Origin of the sequence: Streptomyces sp. NPDC002463, from assembly GCF_042889835.1 — a bacterium.
Classification (GTDB): domain Bacteria; phylum Actinomycetota; class Actinomycetes; order Streptomycetales; family Streptomycetaceae; genus Streptomyces; species Streptomyces nymphaeiformis.
In genome coordinates this window covers 394,181-412,946 of the sequence record NZ_JBIARL010000002.1, presented here as the reverse complement: position 1 = coordinate 412,946, position 18,766 = coordinate 394,181, and the positions used below count along the sequence as shown (strand labels likewise).

Annotated in this window: 15 protein-coding genes and 1 tRNA gene; 11 read left to right on the top strand and 5 right to left on the bottom strand. The window is 70.8% G+C overall.

Going from position 1 to position 18,766, the window contains the following annotated elements:
• Positions 1-11: 11 nt before the first annotated feature.
• From ACFYX3_RS07005 to ACFYX3_RS06965, 9 genes are all read left to right on the top strand, one after another.
• A complete protein-coding gene (locus tag ACFYX3_RS07005) occupies positions 12-2,294 on the top strand; it encodes an FdhF/YdeP family oxidoreductase (protein ID WP_389009011.1) in 2,283 nt (760 codons plus the stop codon).
• A 62-nt stretch (positions 2,295-2,356) separates the two neighbouring features.
• Positions 2,357-2,860, top strand: coding sequence for a hotdog fold thioesterase (locus tag ACFYX3_RS07000; protein WP_359509064.1), 504 nt, complete (start codon positions 2,357-2,359; stop codon positions 2,858-2,860).
• A 188-nt stretch (positions 2,861-3,048) separates the two neighbouring features.
• A complete protein-coding gene (locus ACFYX3_RS06995) occupies positions 3,049-3,933 on the top strand; it encodes a trypsin-like serine protease (RefSeq protein ID WP_389009008.1) in 885 nt (294 codons plus the stop codon).
• Entirely contained in the window at positions 3,930-4,388 is a 459-nt protein-coding gene (locus ACFYX3_RS06990; RefSeq protein ID WP_389009005.1) for a hypothetical protein, read from the top strand. The genes ACFYX3_RS06995 and ACFYX3_RS06990 overlap by 4 nt, the downstream gene beginning before the upstream one ends.
• A 469-nt stretch (positions 4,389-4,857) precedes the next feature.
• A complete protein-coding gene (locus ACFYX3_RS06985) occupies positions 4,858-6,099 on the top strand; it encodes a branched-chain amino acid ABC transporter substrate-binding protein (protein ID WP_382651496.1) in 1,242 nt (413 codons plus the stop codon).
• Between the two features lie 116 nt (positions 6,100-6,215).
• Complete coding sequence (locus ACFYX3_RS06980) at positions 6,216-7,148, top strand: branched-chain amino acid ABC transporter permease (protein ID WP_376584864.1); 933 nt, start codon at positions 6,216-6,218, stop codon at positions 7,146-7,148.
• Between the two features lie 5 nt (positions 7,149-7,153).
• Positions 7,154-8,908 carry a branched-chain amino acid ABC transporter permease gene (locus tag ACFYX3_RS06975; protein ID WP_389009000.1) on the top strand — a complete coding sequence of 585 codons (1,755 nt, stop codon included), beginning with the start codon at positions 7,154-7,156 and terminating at the stop codon, positions 8,906-8,908.
• Positions 8,909-8,913: 5 nt separating this feature from the next.
• On the top strand, positions 8,914-10,038 hold the full coding sequence (locus tag ACFYX3_RS06970; protein ID WP_389008997.1) for an ABC transporter ATP-binding protein: 1,125 nt from the start codon (positions 8,914-8,916) through the stop codon (positions 10,036-10,038).
• Positions 10,035-10,751 (top strand): ABC transporter ATP-binding protein, encoded by a 717-nt coding sequence (locus ACFYX3_RS06965; RefSeq protein ID WP_376584858.1) that lies wholly within the window; start codon positions 10,035-10,037, stop codon positions 10,749-10,751. Before ACFYX3_RS06970 ends, ACFYX3_RS06965 begins: the two co-directional genes overlap by 4 nt.
• Before the next feature lie 74 nt (positions 10,752-10,825).
• On the opposite strand, the gene ACFYX3_RS06960 is transcribed toward ACFYX3_RS06965, so the two are convergent.
• On the bottom strand, positions 10,826-11,479 hold the full coding sequence (locus ACFYX3_RS06960; RefSeq protein WP_116161551.1) for an ANTAR domain-containing response regulator: 654 nt from the start codon (positions 11,477-11,479) through the stop codon (positions 10,826-10,828).
• Positions 11,480-11,594: 115 nt separating this feature from the next.
• Between ACFYX3_RS06960 and ACFYX3_RS06955 the strand changes: the two genes are divergently transcribed.
• Positions 11,595-11,667: transfer RNA gene (locus tag ACFYX3_RS06955), tRNA-Leu, on the top strand.
• Positions 11,668-11,731: 64 nt separating this feature from the next.
• Here ACFYX3_RS06955 and pyk read toward each other — a convergent pair.
• The gene (pyk, locus tag ACFYX3_RS06950) at positions 11,732-13,159 is read right to left on the bottom strand and encodes a pyruvate kinase (protein ID WP_389008992.1); all 1,428 of its coding nucleotides are present in this window, start codon (positions 13,157-13,159) and stop codon (positions 11,732-11,734) included.
• Between the two features lie 146 nt (positions 13,160-13,305).
• Positions 13,306-13,980: an SIMPL domain-containing protein gene (locus ACFYX3_RS06945; RefSeq protein WP_389008989.1), complete on the bottom strand. Its 675-nt coding sequence runs from the start codon at positions 13,978-13,980 to the stop codon at positions 13,306-13,308.
• A gap of 113 nt (positions 13,981-14,093) precedes the next feature.
• Here ACFYX3_RS06945 and ACFYX3_RS06940 point away from each other — a divergent pair, with 113 nt between their 5' ends.
• A complete protein-coding gene (locus tag ACFYX3_RS06940) occupies positions 14,094-15,890 on the top strand; it encodes a bifunctional metallophosphatase/5'-nucleotidase (RefSeq protein ID WP_389008986.1) in 1,797 nt (598 codons plus the stop codon).
• A gap of 3 nt (positions 15,891-15,893) precedes the next feature.
• On the opposite strand, the gene ACFYX3_RS06935 is transcribed toward ACFYX3_RS06940, so the two are convergent.
• Positions 15,894-17,306 carry a lysine N(6)-hydroxylase/L-ornithine N(5)-oxygenase family protein gene (locus tag ACFYX3_RS06935; protein WP_376584850.1) on the bottom strand — a complete coding sequence of 471 codons (1,413 nt, stop codon included), beginning with the start codon at positions 17,304-17,306 and terminating at the stop codon, positions 15,894-15,896.
• Positions 17,303-18,673, bottom strand: a complete 1,371-nt coding sequence (locus ACFYX3_RS06930; protein WP_389008983.1) for a pyridoxal phosphate-dependent decarboxylase family protein — start codon at positions 18,671-18,673, stop codon at positions 17,303-17,305. The genes ACFYX3_RS06935 and ACFYX3_RS06930 overlap by 4 nt, the downstream gene beginning before the upstream one ends.
• Between the last annotated feature and the right edge of the window lie 93 nt (positions 18,674-18,766).

Here is an 18,766-nt window from a genome sequence, read left to right as displayed (position 1 = left end):
GGGAGAGCGCGATGGTCAGCAAGCCGCCGGCCGGTGACCCGGTCCAGGACGCACCGCAGGTCACGCCGCCGCAGCACGCCGCCGCGGGCCTGCCCGCCATCGGGCACACCCTGCGGATCGCGCAGGAGCAGATGGGGCTGCGGCGCACCGCGCGGACCCTGCTCAAGGTCAATCAGAAGGACGGCTTCGACTGTCCCGGCTGCGCCTGGCCCGAGGGTGACAAGCGGCATGTGGCGGAGTTCTGCGAGAACGGCGCGAAGGCGGTCGCCGAGGAGGCGACGCTGCGCCGGGTGACCCCGGAGTTCTTCGCGGCGCACCCGGTGGCGGACCTGGCGACCCGCAGCGGGTACTGGCTGGGCCAGCAGGGCCGGATCACGCAGCCGATGCTCCTGGACGAGGGCGGCGAGCGGTACGAGCCGGTGACCTGGGAGCGGGCGTTCTCGATCATCGCGGAGGAGCTGCGGGCCCTGGCCTCCCCGGACGAGGCGCTCTTCTACACCTCGGGGCGGACGAGCAACGAGGCGGCGTTCCTGCTCCAGCTCTTCGCGCGCGAGTTCGGCACGAACAACCTGCCGGACTGCTCCAACATGTGCCACGAGTCCTCGGGCTCGGCGCTGACCGAGACGATCGGCATCGGCAAGGGCAGCGTCTCCCTGGAGGACCTGCACCGGGCGGACCTGATCATCGTCGCCGGGCAGAACCCGGGGACGAACCATCCGCGGATGCTGTCGGCCCTGGAGAAGGCGAAGGCCTCGGGCGCCCGGATCATCTCGGTGAACCCGCTGCCGGAGGCGGGCCTGGAGCGCTTCAAGAACCCGCAGACCCCGCAGGGCATGCTCAAGGGCGCGGCGCTCACCGACCTCTTCCTGCAGATCCGGATCGGCGGCGACCAGGCCCTCTTCCGCCTGCTCAACAAGCTGGTCCTGGAGACGGCCGGGGCGGTCGACGAGGAGTTCGTACGCGAACACACCCACGGGTACGAGGAGTTCGCAGCGGCGGCGAAGGCGGCCGACTGGGACGAGACGCTCGCCGCGACGGGCCTCGACCGGTCCGAGATCGAGCGGGCCCTGGAGATGGTGCTCGCCTCGGAGCGGACGATCGTCTGCTGGGCGATGGGCCTCACCCAGCACAAGCACTCCGTGCCGACCATCCGCGAGGTGGTCAACTTCCTGCTGCTGCGCGGGAACATCGGGCGGCCGGGCGCGGGCGTGTGCCCGGTGCGCGGCCATTCGAACGTGCAGGGCGACCGCACGATGGGCATCTTCGAGCGCCCCGCACCGGCCTTCCTCGACGCCCTGGACAAGGAGTTCGGGATCGTCTCGCCGCGTCACCACGGCTTCGACGTGGTGCGCTCGATCCAGGCGCTGCGCGACGGCGAGGCGAAGGTGTTCTTCGCGATGGGCGGCAACTTCGTGGGGGCGACGCCCGACACGGAGGTGACGGAGGCGGCCATGCGGAACGCGCGCCTGACCGTGCACGTCTCGACGAAGCTGAACCGCTCGCACGCGGTGACGGGCACGCGCGCGCTGATCCTGCCGACGCTCGGCCGCACCGACAAGGACGCGCAGAAGAGCGGCCGGCAGTTCGTGACGGTCGAGGACTCGATGAGCCTGGTGCACGCCTCCCGGGGCAACCTGCCGCCGGCGAGCCCGCACCTGCTGTCCGAGCCGGCGATCGTGGCGCGGATGGCCCGGGCCGTGCTCGGCGGGGGATCGGCGACGCCCTGGGAGGAGTTCGAGGCGGACTACGCCCGGATCCGGGACCGCATCGCGCGCGTGGTCCCCGGTTTCGAGGACTTCAACGCCCGTCTCGCGGCGAACCCCGGCGGTTTCGCGCTGCCGCACGGCCCGCGTGACGAGCGCCGCTTCCCCACGAAGACCGGCAAGGCCAACTTCACGGCCGCCCCCGTCGAGTACCCGAAGGTGCCCGAGGGCCGGCTGCTGCTGCAGACGCTCCGCTCGCACGATCAGTACAACACCACGATCTACGGTCTGGACGACCGCTACCGGGGGATCAAGGGCGGCCGCCGGGTCGTCCTGGTGCACCCGCAGGACGCGGCGGCGCTCGGCTTCGCCGACGGGCAGTACGCGGACCTGGTGAGCGAGTGGGCCGACGGCACGGAGCGGCGGGCGCCCGGCTTCCGGGTGGTGCACTACCCGACGTCCCGGGGGTGCGCGGCCGCCTACTACCCGGAGACGAACGTGCTGGTCCCGCTGGAGTCGACGGCGGACATCAGCAACACCCCCGCCAGCAAGTCCGTGATCGTGCGTCTGGAACAATCACAGTCCGCCTAAGCGTTTGCTCAGGCGTCCTGAACGCGACAAGCAGCCGCACGAAGACGAACGGAGCCGGGCCCATGGGTGAGCAGCAGCACGTGAAGTTCCCGCAGGAGGTCATCGACGAGTACGCGGCGCTGGGCGTCGACCTCCCGGCGCTCTTCTCGGCCGGACACCTCGGGAACCGGATGGGCGTCCAGATCGTGGAGGCCTCGGCCGAGCGGGTCGTCGGCACCATGCCGGTCGAGGGCAACACCCAGCCGTACGGGCTGCTGCACGGCGGGGCGTCGGCGGTGCTCGCCGAGACGCTGGGCTCCGTCGGCTCGATGCTGCACGGCGGGGTCTCGAAGATCGCCGTCGGCGTCGACCTGAACTGCACCCACCACCGCGGGGTGCGCAGCGGTCTGGTGACCGGCGTGGCGACCCCGGTCCACCGCGGACGGACCACCGCGACGTACGAGATCGTGATCAGCGACGAGCAGGGCAAGCGGGTGTGCTCGGCGCGGCTGACGTGCCTGCTGCGCGACATCGACGCGAAGGACGCGGGGAACCTGCCGGCGGCGGGCCGGGCGGACGGCGCCTGAGCCGACCGAGCGGACTCCGAGCCGGTACGGACGGCGCGGTGCGGGACGGGTGACCGTCCGGCACCGCGCCGTTCGCGTCTCAACTCCCCTGCCGCCGCCCCCTCTTGCCCCACACGGTCGCAGCCGCTTCACTGGCGGCCTCCCCCACAGGAGAACACCTGATCCATTCACCCATCGAGGGGTTCTTCGTGACAGCCGTACGCACCACCACCGCGATGACCGCCGTCACCGCCGCCGCCTGCGCCGCAGTGATCGCCACCGCGATCCCGTCCTCGGCCATCAACTCGTACAACGCGGCCCCCGCCCCCGAGCGCACCGAGGTCGGCGCGCTCGTCGCGACCTGGGACAACGACGACGACCCGGCGACGCCGGACCGGGTCGACTGGGTCTGCTCCGGCACCATGATCGACGCGGACACCTTCCTCACGGCCGCCCACTGCACCACGGACTGGCCGGCGAACGTCCGCTTCTACGTCTCGCTCGACCAGGACGTCCAGGCCGGCCTGGACCGGGCGGCCGCCGAGCACCCCGGCGACCCCGGCGCCGTTGCACGGAGCGTGGCCGTCGAGGGCGCCGCCCACAGCCACCCCGCCTACCCCGGCCCCGCCTCCGACACCCATGACATCTCGGTGATCGAACTGCCGGAGAAGGCGGTGAAGGCCCGCTGGTCCTTCACGCCGGCGACACTGCCGAAGGCGGGCGCGCTGGCCGCGCTCGGCCCGCAGGGGCTGAACTCCACGGCGTTCCTCGTCTCCGGATACGGCACGCAGGAGGCGTCGCGCGGACCGGGCGGCCAGACCCACCCGGGCGGCGGGGTCCGCATGAAGGCGCCGGTCTCCTTCAACGCCCTCAACGACGCGTGGGTCCGGCTCGCGATGACCGCACCCCAGGGCAACGGCGGTGCCTGCTACGGCGATTCGGGAGGCCCCAACTTCGCGACGCTGAACGGGAAGCTGACGCTCGTCGCCACCACGATCACCGGCGACACGCCCTGCTACGCCACGAACGTCACGTACCGCCTGGACACTCCCGGCGCGCGCGACTTCCTGAAGCCGTTCGTCCAACTCCCGTGACACGCGCCCGTTCACGGTCGGCCGGGGCCGCCCTGGCGGCGGCCCTGGCCGGGTGCGCGCTCACCCTGTCCGCCGGCTGCGGCCGCGCTCCGGACCCTCGCCCCGCACCGTCGCCCGCACCCCGGACCAGCACCCCCGCCGACGTCTGCGCGAACCTGGTGTCGTACTGGGTGAAGGAGGCGCTCAAGGGATCGAAGTGGGCGGGACTCGACTGGGAGCAGAAGGGGCTCTCCAACGAGCAGTACGAGATCCACGACGAGGTGCTCGCGGCCGCCCGGGCCGAGGACGGACGCTCGGGACGGAGGGCCGCCGAGGCGCTGGCCGACCGGGAGTCGCGACGGCGTTGCGAGGCGGCGAACGGGGCGACGGGAAGCTCGGAGAACTGGCGTCCGCCCGACGAGTGGACCACCGCCCCGACCCCTCCCGGGAGCTCCGGACCCTCCCCCGGCGAATGATCCCGGCCATGATCGCCGTAACCCTGCGTGACATCCAAGCCATTCGGGAGCGGAATGGCCGGATCGGCGCCCGCCCTGCTCTCCGTCCGCTGACGAATGGGGCGGTGTCCGATATCCGGAGACCCTCACGGGTCGTTCGTCAGGACCGTGATCCCTTCAAGCCCCTTAGCGGAACTGGGGATTCTCAGCATGCGAACACCGCACTACCGACCGCTGTGCCCGGGTTTGCACCCCGCGTGCACACCGTCTCCGCCCGTCGGCATAACAAGACAGTCACATCCTGACCTGGGCGCTCCCCGCCGTTCCCCACCTGCGCCTAGAGTCACGGCCAGTCACCGCGCCGCCGGGCGCTTCCACTGCACGGCCTGCTCGACCCAGTACGGCCCGGCATCGAAAACGGCACCTCTAGCTACACAGCTTCACGGCACCGCCTCAGCTTGAGGGGGCCGCGCCAGGGAAAGGATTCTTCGTGCGACACCGTTCTTTGCTCATCCTCACCAGCGTGCTCACCACGGGAGCGCTCACTCTCACCGCCTGCGGTTCGCGCGACGACAAGGGTGGCAGTGACAACAACGCGAGCGGTGGCGGCGACGTCACCGTCGTCATCGGCGTCGACGCCCCGCTGACCGGCTCCCTCTCGGCGCTCGGCCAGGGCATCAAGAACTCCGTGGACCTGGCGGTCCAGACGGCCAACAAGAACAAGGAAGTCCCTGGCGTCACCTTCAAGATCGAGGGCCTCGACGACCAGGCCGTCCCGGCCTCCGGCCAGGCCAACGCCACCAAGCTCGTCGGCAACAAGGACGTCCTCGGCGTGGTCGGCCCGCTGAACTCCGGCGTCTCCCAGCAGATGCAGGGCGTCTTCGCCTCCGCCAACCTGGCCCAGGTCTCCCCGGCCAACACCAACCCGGCGCTCAGCCAGGGCGACAACTGGGGCAAGGGCGAGTTCAAGCGCCCCTTCAAGACCTACTTCCGCACCGCCGCCACCGACGTGGTCCAGGGCAAGTTCGCCGCCCAGTACCTCTTCAAGGACGCCGGCAAGAAGAAGGTCTTCGTCGTCGACGACAAGCAGACCTACGGTGCCGGCCTCGCGGCGATCTTCTCCGACGAGTTCAAGCGCCTCGGCGGCCAGGTCGTCGACACCGACCACGTCACCGTGAAGGAGACCGACTTCTCCTCCACCGCCGACAAGGTCAAGGCCTCCGGCGCCGACTCCGTCTACTTCGGCGGCCAGTACCCCGAGGGCGGTCTGCTCTCCGACCAGGTCAAGAAGACCGGCGCCAAGATCCCCGTCATGGGCGGCGACGGCATCTACGACCCGGCCTTCATCAGCGCCTCCGCCGAGGCCAACGACGGTGACCTGGCCACCTCGATCGGCTACCCGGTCGAGAAGCTCGACACCGCCAAGAAGTTCATCGCGGACTACAACGCGGGCGGCTACAAGGACCCGTACGCGGCCTACGGCGGCTACTCCTACGACGCCGGCTGGGCGATCATCCAGGCCGTGAAGGCCGTCGTCCAGGCCAACGGCGGCAAGCTGCCGTCCGACGCCCGCGCCAAGGTCACCGAGGCCCTGGGCAAGGTCTCCTTCGACGGTGTGACCGGCAAGGTCTCCTTCGACGAGTACGGCGACACCACCAACAAGCAGCTCACGGTCTACAAGGTCGAGGGCGGCAAGTGGGTCGACGTCAAGAGCGACACCTTCAACCAGTAATCCCCTGCACCACCGGCGCCCGTAAGGGAGCCCGCTCCATCTGAACCAAGCCGCGCGAGGGCGCAAACAGCGCCCTCGCGCGGAGTCATATCCGACAAGCTCATCGGAGGCCTGCGGTGCACGAACTGCCGCAACAGCTGGCCAACGGCCTGGCCCTCGGTGCCCTCTATGGCCTCATCGCCATCGGGTACACCATGGTCTACGGCATCGTTCAGCTCATCAACTTCGCCCACGGCGAGATCTTCATGATCGGGGGCTTCGGCGCCCTCACCACCTACACCGCTCTCCCGAGCGGCACGTCCCTGCTGGTGGCGATACCGCTCATGATCGTCGGTGGCGCGATAGCCTCCGTGGCCGTCGCGACCGCCGCCGAGCGGTTCGCCTACCGTCCACTGCGCAACGCGCCCCGACTGGCCCCGCTCATCACGGCGATCGGTCTGTCCATCGCGCTCCAGCAGCTGGTCTGGCAGTTCTACCCGGACGCCAAGAAGGCCGTGAGCTTCCCCGAGTTCCCGGGCGAGGCGTTCCAGATCACCTCGAGCCTCTCGATCCAGCGCTCCGACGCCTTCGTGCTCGTCCTCGCACCGCTGTGCATGCTCGCCCTCGGCCTCTTCGTCTCCAAGAGCCGCAGCGGCCGCGCCATGCAGGCCACCGCGCAGGACCCGGACACCGCGAAGCTGATGGGCATCAACACCGACCGCATCATCGTCATGGCCTTCGCCATCGGTGCCGCGTTCGCCGCCGTGGCCGCCGTCGCCTACGGCGTCGACAAGGGCCAGATCAACTTCGAGATGGGCTTCATCCTCGGTCTCAAGGCCTTCACCGCGGCCGTCCTCGGCGGCATCGGCAACATCTACGGCGCCATGGTCGGCGGCGTCGTCCTCGGCATCGCCGAGTCCCTCTCGATCGCCTACATCGAGGACATCCCCGGCATGCAGCAGCTCGGCGGCGGTGCCTGGTCCAACGTGTGGGCCTTCGTCCTCCTCATCCTCGTGCTCCTCGTACGGCCGCAGGGCCTGCTGGGCGAGCGCGTCGCGGACAGGGCGTGAGCACCATGACCGAGACCAAGACCCAGACCGAGAACACCACCGAGGGCTCCGCCGCGCCGAAGCCGGCCGCGCTGCTCTGGACGGCCGTCGCCGGCAGCGTCGTCACCGCCGTGAGCACCTTCCTCGCGTGGACGTGGACCACCGCGTTCCCCGGCAACCTCACGATCTACGGCAACCCCGCCCCGCTCCAGCTCCTCACGCTGGTCGGCGCGGTCCTCACCGGGCTGCACGCACTCTCCGCCCTCGGCGTGAAGGGCCTCGGCTGGCTGACGCCGGCCGGCGCCCGCAAGGCCGTGTGGATCCTCGCCCTCGGCACCTTCGCCACCACCCTCTTCACCGCGATCTCGATCATCGTGGAGCTGGGCGCCCTGGTGGACCTGGAGCCCGGCGCCGGCGTCGCCGTCCTCGCCGCGGCCGTCCCGGCCGTCGCCTCGTACCTGCTGCCCGACGACACGCGCAAGGCCGCCCCGGCCAAGCAGCTGCCGTCCTGGGCCGAGATCCTGATCATCGTCGCGGTCTTCGCCCTCGGCCTGTACGTCGTCACTTTCGGCATCGACACCGACGACTCGGAGCCGCAGCTCTTCATCGCGTACCTGATCATCGTCGGCTTCTCCGCCACCGCGCTGGTCAAGTCCGGGCTGACCCGGAGGCTCTCCGCGATCACCGCGCGCAACCGGCAGGTGACGGTCACGTCCGCCATCGTCATGGCGATCGCCTTCCCGTTCCTCCAGCAGAGCGGCGACACGTACACGCTGATCGCGGTCAACATCCTGATCTTCGCGACCGTCGCCCTCGGCCTGAACATCGTCGTCGGCCTCGCCGGTCTCCTCGACCTCGGTTACGTCGCCTTCCTCGGCGTCGGCGCGTACACCGCGGCCCTCGTCTCCGGTGCCACCAGCTCCGCGTTCGGCATCCAGTTCCCCTTCTGGGCGGCGGCGCTGACCGGCATGGCCGCCTCGCTGGTCTTCGGCGTCGTCATCGGCGCGCCGACCCTGCGGCTGCGCGGCGACTACCTCGCCATCGTGACCCTCGGCTTCGGTGAGATCTTCCGCATCGCCATGGGCAACCTCGACGGCACCTCGGGCCCGCAGATCACCAACGGCCCGAACGGCATCCCGAACATCCCCCAGCTGGAGTTCTTCGGGTACAACTTCGGCGAGTCGCACACCGTGCTCGGCATCGAGCTCGGCGCCTACGCCAACTACTACCTGCTCATGATCCTCGTCATGGCGCTGGTCGTGGTCGTCTTCTCCCGCGCCGGCAACAGCCGCATCGGCCGCGCCTGGGTCGCCATCCGCGAGGACGAGACCGCCGCCACCGCGATGGGCATCAACGGCTTCCGGGTCAAGCTGGTCGCCTTCGCCCTCGGCGCGTGCCTCGCCGGCCTCGCGGGTACGGTGCAGGCGCACGTCAACACCACGGTCGTCCCCGAGAACTACGTCTTCGCCGGCCCCGTGCCGCCGAACTCCGCGTTCCTCCTCGCGGCCGTCATCCTCGGCGGCATGGGAACCATCTCCGGTCCCATCGTCGGCTCCGCGCTGCTCTTCCTCATCCCGGCCAAGCTGTCGTTCCTCCAGGACTACCAGCTGCTCGGCTTCGGCATCGCCCTGATCGTGCTGATGCGTACCCGTCCCGAGGGCCTCATCGCCAACAAGCGGGCGCGGCTGGAATTCCACGAGAACGACGACGACCAGCGGGTCGTGCCGGAGCAGCGGCAGTCCGAGGACGCGGGCGTCGGCACGGCGAAGGCAGGGGCGTGAAAGCCATGACGACCACCACCATCGACACCGCTGTCGGTACGAAGAAGGCCTCCCCGGTCCTGGAGGCGAGCGGCGTCACGATGCGCTTCGGCGGTCTGACCGCCGTGCGCGGGGTCGACCTGACCGTCCGCGAGGGCGAGATCGTCGGCCTGATCGGCCCCAACGGCGCCGGCAAGACGACCTTCTTCAACTGCCTGACCGGTCTGTACGTCCCGACCGAGGGCCAGGTCAGCTACAAGGGGACCGTCCTGCCGCCGAAGCCGCACCTGGTCACCCAGGCCGGCATCGCCCGTACCTTCCAGAACATCCGTCTCTTCTCCAACATGACGGTCCTGGAGAACGTCCTCGTCGGACGGCACACCCGGACCAAGGAGGGCCTGTGGTCCGCGCTGCTGCGCGGCCCCGGCTTCAAGAAGGCGGAGGCCGCCTCCCGCGAACGCGCCATGGAACTCCTGGAGTTCGTGGGTCTCGCGGGCAAGGCGGAGCACCTGGCGCGCAACCTGCCGTACGGCGAGCAGCGCAAGCTGGAGATCGCCCGCGCGCTCGCCAGCGAGCCCGGTCTGCTGCTGCTCGACGAGCCGACCGCCGGCATGAACCAGAGCGAGACCCGCACCACCGAGGAGCTCGTCTTCGCGATCCGCGACCGCGGCATCGCCGTCCTGGTCATCGAGCACGACATGAAGTTCATCTTCAAGCTGTGCGACCGCGTGGCCGTCCTCGTCCAGGGCGAGAAGCTCGTCGAGGGCACGGCCGAGGTCGTCCAGGGCGACGAGCGCGTCGTGGCCGCGTACCTGGGCACGCCGTACGAGGACGCGCCCGGCGCGGAGGAGGCGGCCGAGGTCGAGGCCGCGGAGCAGGCTGCCGGGTCCGCCGCCGAGGCCGAGGTCGAGGAGGCGGAAGAGGCCGCCGCCGAGGCCGAGGTCGAGGAGGCGGAAGAGCCCGCCGCCGAGGCCGAGGTCGAGGAGGCGGAAGAGCCCGCCGCCGAGGCCGACGAGGCGCCTGCCGACGAGGCCCCCGAGGCCGACCAGGCTCCCGAGGCCGAGGCCGACGAGGCTCCCGCCGACGACACCCCCGCCGACGAGGCTCCGGCCGCCGACGCGGACAGCACCACCGAAGGAGACTCCAAGTGACCGCACTTCTGGAGGTCGAGGACCTCAGGGTCGCCTACGGCAAGATCGAGGCCGTCAAGGGCATCTCCTTCTCCGTCGAGGCGGGCCAGGTCGTCGCCCTGATCGGCACCAACGGCGCCGGCAAGACCACGACCCTGCGCACCCTCTCCGGTCTGCTCAAGCCGTCGTCCGGCAAGATCACCTTCGACGGCCAGTCGCTCAGCAGCATCCCGGCCCACAAGGTGGTGTCGCTCGGCCTGGCGCACTCCCCCGAGGGCCGGCACATCTTCCCCCGGCTCACCATCGAGGAGAACCTCCGGCTCGGCGCCTTCCTCCGCAAGGACAAGGACGGGATCGAACAGGACATCCAGAAGTCCTACGACCTCTTCCCGATCCTGGGCGAGCGCCGCAAGCAGGCCGCGGGCACCCTCTCCGGCGGTGAGCAGCAGATGCTGGCGATGGGCAGGGCCCTGATGTCCCGCCCCAAGCTGCTGATGCTGGACGAGCCCTCGATGGGCCTCTCCCCGATCATGATGCAGAAGATCATGGAGACCATCGCGACGCTGAAGTCCGAGGGCATGACGATCCTGCTCATCGAGCAGAACGCGCAGGCCGCGCTCTCCCTCGCGGACTACGGGTACGTCCTGGAGGTCGGCACGATGAAGCTGTCCGGCACCGGCCGCGACCTGCTCGTGAACGACGACGTCCGCAAGACGTACCTCGGCGAGGAGTAGGACCCGTCACAAGTACGAGGAGGCCCGCCCCACAAGGTCGTGGGGCGGGCCTCCTCCTGTGCGGAGTGCGAGGGCTACTGGCCCTTCGCCGCCTTCTTCTCCTCGGCGTCCTCGATGACGGCCTCGGCGACCTGCTGCATCGACATGCGGCGGTCCATCGAGGTCTTCTGGATCCAGCGGAACGCGGCCGGCTCCGTCAGGCCGTACTGGGTCTGCAGGATCGACTTGGCGCGGTCGACGAGCTTGCGGGTCTCCAGGCGCTGGGAGAGGTCGGCGACCTCCTTCTCCAGGGCGCGGAGCTCGGCGAAGCGGGAGACGGCCATCTCGATGGCCGGCACGACGTCGCTCTTGCTGAACGGCTTCACCAGGTACGCCATGGCGCCGGCGTCCCGGGCCCGCTCGACGAGCTCGCGCTGCGAGAAGGCGGTGAGCATGAGGACCGGGGCGATGGACTCGCCGGCGATCTTCTCGGCGGCGGAGATGCCGTCGAGGACGGGCATCTTCACGTCGAGGATGACGAGGTCGGGGCGGTGCTCGCGGGCGAGCTCGACGGCCGTGGCGCCGTCACCGGCCTCACCGACGACCGTGTAGCCCTCTTCCTCCAGCATCTCTTTGAGGTCGAGGCGGATGAGGGCCTCGTCCTCGGCGATGACGACGCGGGTCGTCAGCGGCGGAACGTGCGACGGCTCGGCGTCGTCGGCGGGCTGGGGCGACTCGGGGGCGGTCACACGGGCTCCTCGTTCGATGGCCTCGTTCCGAGGCGGATACAGCTCCCCATGAGCCTACCTACCTCCTGTAAGGTAGGGACACGGCGGGTGATCACCGACCTTCGTTTCGAAGGATGCCCCGGTAGCCCAGCGGAAGAGGCAGTGGTCTCAAACACCATACAGCGTGGGTTCGAATCCCACCCGGGGCACTTTACCTTTGATTCCAAGGTCTGAGACGAATAGGCCGATCAAGGCCCCGTCCCCGCCGCCTCCCTAGTTCAGCGGGTCTCCGATGTGATGCACCCGGACCAGGTTCGTGGAGCCCGCGACGCCCGGCGGGGAGCCGGCCGTGATGACCACGATGTCGCCGGGCCGGCAGCGGCCGATCCTCAGCAGCTGCTCGTCGACCTGGGCCACCATCGCGTCCGTGGAGTCCACCGACGGGCCGAGGAAGGTCTCGACGCCCCAGGTGAGGTTGAGCTGGGAGCGGGTCGCCGGGTCCGGGGTGAAGGCGAGCAGCGGGATCGGCGAGCGGTAGCGGGAGAGCCGCTTGGCCGTGTCGCCGGACTGCGTGAAGGCCACGAGGAACCTGGCGCCCAGGAAGTCGCCCATCTCGGCGGCCGCGCGGGCCACGGCGCCGCCCTGGGTGCGGGGCTTGTTCCGTTCGGTCAGCGGGGGCAGCCCCTTGGCGAGGACGTCCTCCTCGGCGGCCTCGACGATCCGGCTCATGGTGCGGACCGTCTCGATCGGGAAGCGGCCGACGCTGGTCTCGCCGGAGAGCATCACGGCGTCGGTGCCGTCGATGACCGCGTTCGCCACGTCGCTCGCCTCGGCGCGCGTGGGACGGGAGTTGTCGATCATCGAGTCGAGCATCTGGGTGGCGACGATGACCGGCTTGGCGTTGCGCTTGGCCAGCTTCACCGCGCGCTTCTGGACGATCGGCACCTGCTCCAGGGGCATCTCGACGCCCAGGTCGCCGCGGGCGACCATGATGCCGTCGAAGGCGGCGACGATCTCGTCGATGTTCTCGACGGCCTGCGGCTTCTCGATCTTGGCGATGACGGGGAGCCGGCGGCCCTCCTCGTCCATGATCCGGTGCACGTCGTCGATGTCGCGGGCGCTGCGGACGAAGGAGAGGGCGATGACGTCGGCGCCGGTGCGCAGCGCCCAGCGCAGGTCCTCGATGTCCTTCTCGGAGAGGGCCGGGACGGAGACGGCGACGCCGGGCAGGTTGAGGCCCTTGTGGTCGGAGACCATGCCGCCCTCGATCACCCGGGTGTGCACGCGGGGGCCGTCGACGGAGGTGACCTCCAGGGTGACGCGGCCGTCGTCGACGAGGATCCGCTCGCCGGCGGTCACGTCCCCGGCGAGGCCGGAGTAGGTCGTGCCGCAGCAGTGGCGGTCGCCCTCCGCCGGCTCGACGGTGATGGTGAACTCGTCGCCGCGTTCAAGGAGTACGGGACCCTCGCGGAAGCGGCCGAGACGGATCTTCGGGCCTTGAAGGTCGGCCAGGACTCCGACGCTCCGGCCGGTCTCGTCGGCGGCCTCGCGCACGTGCTGGTAGCGCTTCTCGTGTTCGGCGTAGCTGCCGTGGCTGAGGTTGAAGCGGGCCACGTCCATTCCGGCCTCGATCAACGCCTTGATCTGGTCGTATGTTTCGGTGGCGGGCCCAAGGGTACAAACGATTTTCGCTCGGCGCATGAGGCGAGCCTAGGGCTTACCAGTGGGTAGCGAAGGCGCCCACCATGACAAGCCAACAACCTTTCCATGAAAGGTTGTTGACAAGTCTTGAATCTGTGCGGCGGGTTGCTCCGATGAGCGGGTTAGGGGCCGAAAAACCGTTCGTCTCAGAGTGCGGGCGGCGCCATCGTGAACCGCGCCGCGACCTCCGCGGTGACCGTCTGCCGCTGGGGTTCCAGGTCCAGCGGAGCGGGCGCCTCCACCGACTCCGCGGCGAAGGCCATGCGCATCCCGCCGGCCTGGGCCGGCATGCCGGGGGCGAGTCCGGTGTCGGAGAGTTCGAGCAGCGCCGCCAGGGAGGTGCCGAGCGCCTCCGCGTACTCGCGCGCCCGGCGCACCGCGTCCCGTACGGCCTGCCGGCGCGACTCCGCGTGCGCCGGGGAGTCCGGGCGCAGCGACCACCAGGGGCCGTCCACCCGGGTCCACTCCAGGTCCGCGAGGTGCGTGACGAGCTCGCCGAGCGCGGTGAAGTCGGTCAGCTCGGCCGACAGGTGCACCCAGCCCTGGTAGCCGCGCACCCGCTCGCCGCGGCCGTGCCGGGCCGGCTCCGGGGTGACGGACAGGGCGCCCGTCTCCAGCGCGGCGACGGCCTCCCCGTAGGACTTCACCAGGGCGATCGCCTCGGCGTTACGGCTCGTCAGGGCGGCGAGCACCGAGGCCCGGTCGGTGCCCCTGGCGCGTACCGACACGCCGATCCTGGCCAGTTCCGGCTCCACCTCCAGGCGGCCCTCGCCGCGGACCGTCACCTGGGGCGCCTCTGGGGTGGGGTGCGGGTGTGTCATACCGAACACTTTCCCACTCCGTAACCCGAAAGGTCTGTTGCGACAGTGCGTTCCAGGCCAGAATCTACGCGCGTTGTGCGCCATGGCAGGCGCCGAATCAAGGGGAGAACCACATGCCGCTGAACCGCCGTGCCTTCTTGGAGGCCTCCGCCGCCGTCGGAGCCGGAGCCGCCCTCACCACCGGCGTCGCCGCCCCCGCCGAGGCCCACGAAGCCCGCCCCCGGCCGGCCAAGCGGTACTCGTTCACCGTGATGGGCACCACCGACCTGCACGGAAACGTCTTCAACTGGGACTACTTCACGGACAAGGAGTTCGACGACAAGGCGCACAACGACGTCGGCCTCGCCAAGATCTCCACCCTGGTCGACCAGGTCCGCGCGGCGAAGGGCGAGGAGAACACGCTCCTCATCGACGCCGGCGACACCATCCAGGGCACCCAGCTGTCCTACTACTACGCCAAGGTCGACCCGATCACCCAGACCGGCGGCCCCGTCCACCCGATGGCCCAGGCCATGAACGCCATCGGCTACGACGCCGCCGCGCTCGGCAACCACGAGTTCAACTACGGCATCCCGGTGCTGCGCAAGTTCGAGGAGCAGTGCGACTTCCCGCTGCTCGGCGCCAACGCGCTCGACGCCAAGACGCTGCGCCCGGCCTTCGCCCCGTACAGCATGCACTGCCTGCGCACCCCGCACGGCCGGGACGTCAAGGTCGCGATCCTCGGCCTGACCAACCCGGGCATCGCCATCTGGGACAAGGCGAACGTCACCGGCAGGATGGTCTTCCCCGGCCTGGAGGAGCAGGCCGCGAAGTGGGTGCCGAAGCTGCGCTCGATGGGCGCCGACGTCGTGATCGTCTCGGCGCACTCCGGCTCCTCCGGCACCTCCTCGTACGGTGACCAGCTCCCGTACATCGAGAACGCCGCCGGGCTCGTCGCCGAGCAGGTGCCCGGCATCGACGCGATCCTCGTCGGCCACGCGCACACCGAGATCCCCGAGTACCGGGTGAAGAACAAGGAGACCGGCAAGGACGTCGTCCTGTCCGAGCCGCTGAAGTGGGGCCAGCGCCTCACCCTCTTCGACTTCGACCTGGTGTGGGAGAAGGGCCGCTGGGTGGTCGAGAAGGCCGGCGCGCAGGTCCTCAACTCCAACACGGTCGCCGAGGACCCGGAGATCACCGGGCTGCTCGCGGACGAGCACAAGAAGGTCGTCGCGTACGTCAACCAGGTCATCGGCACCTCGACCGCCGCCATGACCACGGCCGACGCGCCGTGGAAGGACGAGCCGATCATCGACCTGATCAACGTCGTCCAGGCCGAGACGGTGAAGGCGGCCCTCGCGGGCGGCGCGTACGCCGGGCTGCCGGTGCTCTCGCAGGCCTCCTGCTTCTCGCGCACGGCCCGGATCCCGGCCGGCGAGATCAGCATCAAGGACGCCGCCGGCCTCTACCCCTTCGAGAACACCCTGGAGGCCCGACTGCTCACGGGCGCCCAGCTGAAGGACTACCTGGAGTACTCGGCGAAGTACTACGTCCAGACCCCGGCGGGTGCGCCCGTCGACACCGCGAAGCTCACCAACGCGGACGCCACCCCCGACTACAACTACGACGCCGTGTCGGGTCTGACGTACGACATCGACATCGCCAAGCCCGTCGGGCAGCGGATCAACGGCCTGTCCTTCCAGGGCAAGCCGCTCGACCCGGCCGCGCAGTTCGTCCTCGCGGTCAACAACTACCGCGCCTCCGGCGGCGGCGCGTTCCCGCACGTCGCCAAGGCCCAGCAGCTGTGGGCGAACTCGGACGAGATCCGCAACACGATCATCGGCTGGGTGAAGGCGAAGGGGACGGTCGACCCGGGCACCTTCGCGTCGGTGGACTGGAAGCTGACCCGGGACGGCGTGCCGGTCTTCTAGTTCCTACTGCTGTACGAGAGGCGTCAGCTTCCGGTCCTGGGCCGGGATGCTCGGCGCCTCTCGCGCGTCCAGGCCGAAGGTGGTGAAGGCGGTGCGGCGGGGCAGCGGGTACGACTCCTTGCCGGTGACCGAGTTGAGGATGACCGCGCTGCGCCAGGCCGCGAGGCCCAGGTCGGGGGCGCCGACGCCGTGGGTGTGGCGCTCGGCGTTCTGGACGTACACGGAGCCGGTGACGGACGGGTCGAGGGCCAGGCGGTACCGCTCGTCGATCCGCGCGCGCCCGGCCGAGTCGTGCCGCAGGTACGGGTCGAGCCCGGCGAGCATCCGGTCCACCGGGCGCTCCCGGTAGCCGGTCGCGAGGACGACGGCGTCGGTGGTGAGCCGGGAGCGGGTGGACTGCTGCACGTGCTCCAGGTGCAGCTCGACCTGGGTGGTGGCGACCCGCCCTGCGGTGCGGACCCGGACGCCGGGGGTGAGGACGGCGTCGGGCCAGCCGCCGTGCAGGGTGCGGCGGTAGAGCTCGTCGTGGATGGCGGCGATGGTGTCCGCGTCGATGCCCTTGTGCAACTGCCACTGGCGGGGCATGAGTTCGCCGCGCACGGGCTCGGGCAGGGCGTGGAAGTAGCGGGTGTAGTCGGGGGTGAAGTGCTCCAGGCCGAGCTTGGAGTACTCCATGGGCGAGAAGGCCTCGGTCCTGGCCAGCCAGTGGATCCGCTCGGCCCCGGCGGGGCGGGCGCGGAGCAGGTCGAGGAAGATCTCGGCGCCGGACTGGCCGGAGCCGATGACGGTGACGTGCCCGGCGCGCAGCAGCGACTCGCGGTGGGTGAGGTAGTCGGCCGAGTGGAGGACGGGCACGCCGGGGGCGTCGGCGAGCGGCCGGAGCGGCTCGGGGACGTACGGCTCGGTGCCGACGCCCAGGACGACGTTCCGGGTGTAGGCGCGGCCCAGGGCCTCGGCCTCGCCCTCCGGGTCGACCTGGGTGAAGTCGACCTCGAACAGGCGGCGCTCGGGGTTCCAGCGGACGGAGTCGACCTGGTGCCCGAAGTGGAGGCCGGGGAGCCGCTCGCTGACCCAGCGGCAGTAGGCGTCGTACTCGGCGCGCTGGATGTGGAACTTCTCGGCGAAGTAGAAGGGGAAGAGGCGCTCGCGGCTCTTCAGGTAGTTGAGGAAGGTCCAGGGGCTCGCGGGGTCGGCGAGGGTCACCAGGTCGGCGAGGAAGGGGACCTGGAGGGTGGCGCCGTCGAGGAGGAGCCCGGGGTGCCAGTGGAAGGCCGGCCGCTGTTCGTAGAAGGTCGCGGCGAGACCGCCGGGGACGCCGTGCGCGAGGGCGGCGAGCGAGAGGTTGAAGGGGCCGATGCCGACGCCCACCAGGTCGTGGGGCTGGTCGAGGTCCTGCTGGGGGGTGCTGCCGGTCATCGGTGCGTGCTGCCTTCCACGAGGGTGAGGATGTCTGCGAGGTCGCCGGAGGTGGTGTGGGGGTTGAGCAGGGTGGCCTTGAGCCACAGACGGCCGTCGGCCGCGGCCCGGCCGAGGACGGCGCGGCCCTCGGCGAGGAGGGTGCGGCGGATCGCCGCGACGGTCTCGTCGTCGGCGCCGGTGGGGCGGAAGAGGACGGTGGTGAGGGTGGGGCGGCCCTTGAGGTCGAGGCCCGGGGTCTTCTCCACCAGGTCGGCGAGCTCCTGGGCGAGGTCCATGCACCGGTCGACGAGGGCGCCGAGGCCCGTGCGGCCGAACGCCCGGAGGGTGACGGCGGTCTTGAGGACGTCGGGGCGGCGGGTGGTGCGCAGGGAGCGGCCGAGGAGGTCGGGGAGGCCGGCCTCGGTGTCGTCGTCGGCGTTGAGGTAGTCGGCGGTGTGGCCGAGGACGGCGAGGTCGTCGGCGTCGCGTACGGCGAGGAGCCCTGCGGCGGCCGGCTGCCAGCCGAGTTTGTGCAGGTCGACGGTGACGGTACGGGCCCGGTCGAGGCCGTCGAGGAGCCTTCGGTGCGTGCGGCTGAACAGGACGGGGCCGCCGTACGCGGCGTCGACGTGGAGCTCGGCGTCGGCGCCGGCGCAGACGTCGGCGAGCTCCGGGAGCGGGTCGATCAGGCCCTCGTCGGTGGTGCCCGCGGTGGCGGCGACGAGCACGGGCCCCTCGGTGCGGGCCAGGACGTCCTGGAGGGCCTCCGGGTCGATCGTGCCGCTCGGGGTGGGCACGACGACCGGATCGGGCAGGCCGAGGAGCCAGGCGGCGCGGCGGAAGGAGTGGTGGGCGGCGGCGCCGGCGACGGTCGTCACGCTGCCGTGCCGCTCCCGGGCGAGGAGCAGGGCGAGCTGGTTGGACTCGGTGCCGCCGGTGGTGACGAGCGCGTCGGCCGCTCGCGCGGCGGGGAACACCTCGGCGGCCAGGGCCGCCGTCACCTCGGCCTCCAGGGCGGATGCCGCGGGCGCCTGGTCCCAGGAGTCCATGGACGGGTTCAGCGCGGAGGCGGCGAGATCGGCCGCGGCGGCGAGGGCTAGGGGCGGGGTGTGGAGATGGGCGGCGCAGAGGGGGTCAGCCGGGTCGGCGGCGCCCTCGGCCAGGACCCGGACGAGGGCGCGCAGCGCCTCCTCGGCTCCCCGGCCCGTCTCCGGCAGCGGCTCCCCGAGCGCCTCCCGCACCCGCCGCGCCACGGCCTCCGGCCCTCCCGCCGGAAGCGGCCCGCCCCTGGCCTGCGCTCCTTCGTTCAGAGCGTCGAGGGCGGTGCCCAGGAGCCGGCTCAGGGCGAAGACGTCGGCGGCGAGGGGTGGGGGTACGGCACGCATGGACGACAGGGTGGCGCGGCTTGCCGGGGTTTGTCCGGGGAGTCGGGTCCTGTGACCCGAACGAGGGACGGCGCCCTGGTTCCAGGGCGCCGT

What these genes read in the sequence shown, in the direction of transcription:
- ACFYX3_RS06945 (WP_389008989.1), bottom strand. Translation starts at nt 13,980, where the DNA reads ATGACACACCCGCACCCCACCCCAGAGGCGCCCCAGGTGACGGTCCGC.
- ACFYX3_RS07000 (WP_359509064.1), top strand. Translation starts at nt 2,357, where the DNA reads ATGGGTGAGCAGCAGCACGTGAAGTTCCCGCAGGAGGTCATCGACGAG.
- pyk (WP_389008992.1), bottom strand. Translation starts at nt 13,159, where the DNA reads ATGCGCCGAGCGAAAATCGTTTGTACCCTTGGGCCCGCCACCGAAACA.
- ACFYX3_RS06935 (WP_376584850.1), bottom strand. Translation starts at nt 17,306, where the DNA reads ATGACCGGCAGCACCCCCCAGCAGGACCTCGACCAGCCCCACGACCTG.
- ACFYX3_RS07005 (WP_389009011.1), top strand. Translation starts at nt 12, where the DNA reads ATGGTCAGCAAGCCGCCGGCCGGTGACCCGGTCCAGGACGCACCGCAG.
- ACFYX3_RS06975 (WP_389009000.1), top strand. Translation starts at nt 7,154, where the DNA reads ATGACCGAGACCAAGACCCAGACCGAGAACACCACCGAGGGCTCCGCC.
- ACFYX3_RS06930 (WP_389008983.1), bottom strand. Translation starts at nt 18,673, where the DNA reads ATGCGTGCCGTACCCCCACCCCTCGCCGCCGACGTCTTCGCCCTGAGC.
- ACFYX3_RS06970 (WP_389008997.1), top strand. Translation starts at nt 8,914, where the DNA reads ATGACGACCACCACCATCGACACCGCTGTCGGTACGAAGAAGGCCTCC.
- ACFYX3_RS06940 (WP_389008986.1), top strand. Translation starts at nt 14,094, where the DNA reads ATGCCGCTGAACCGCCGTGCCTTCTTGGAGGCCTCCGCCGCCGTCGGA.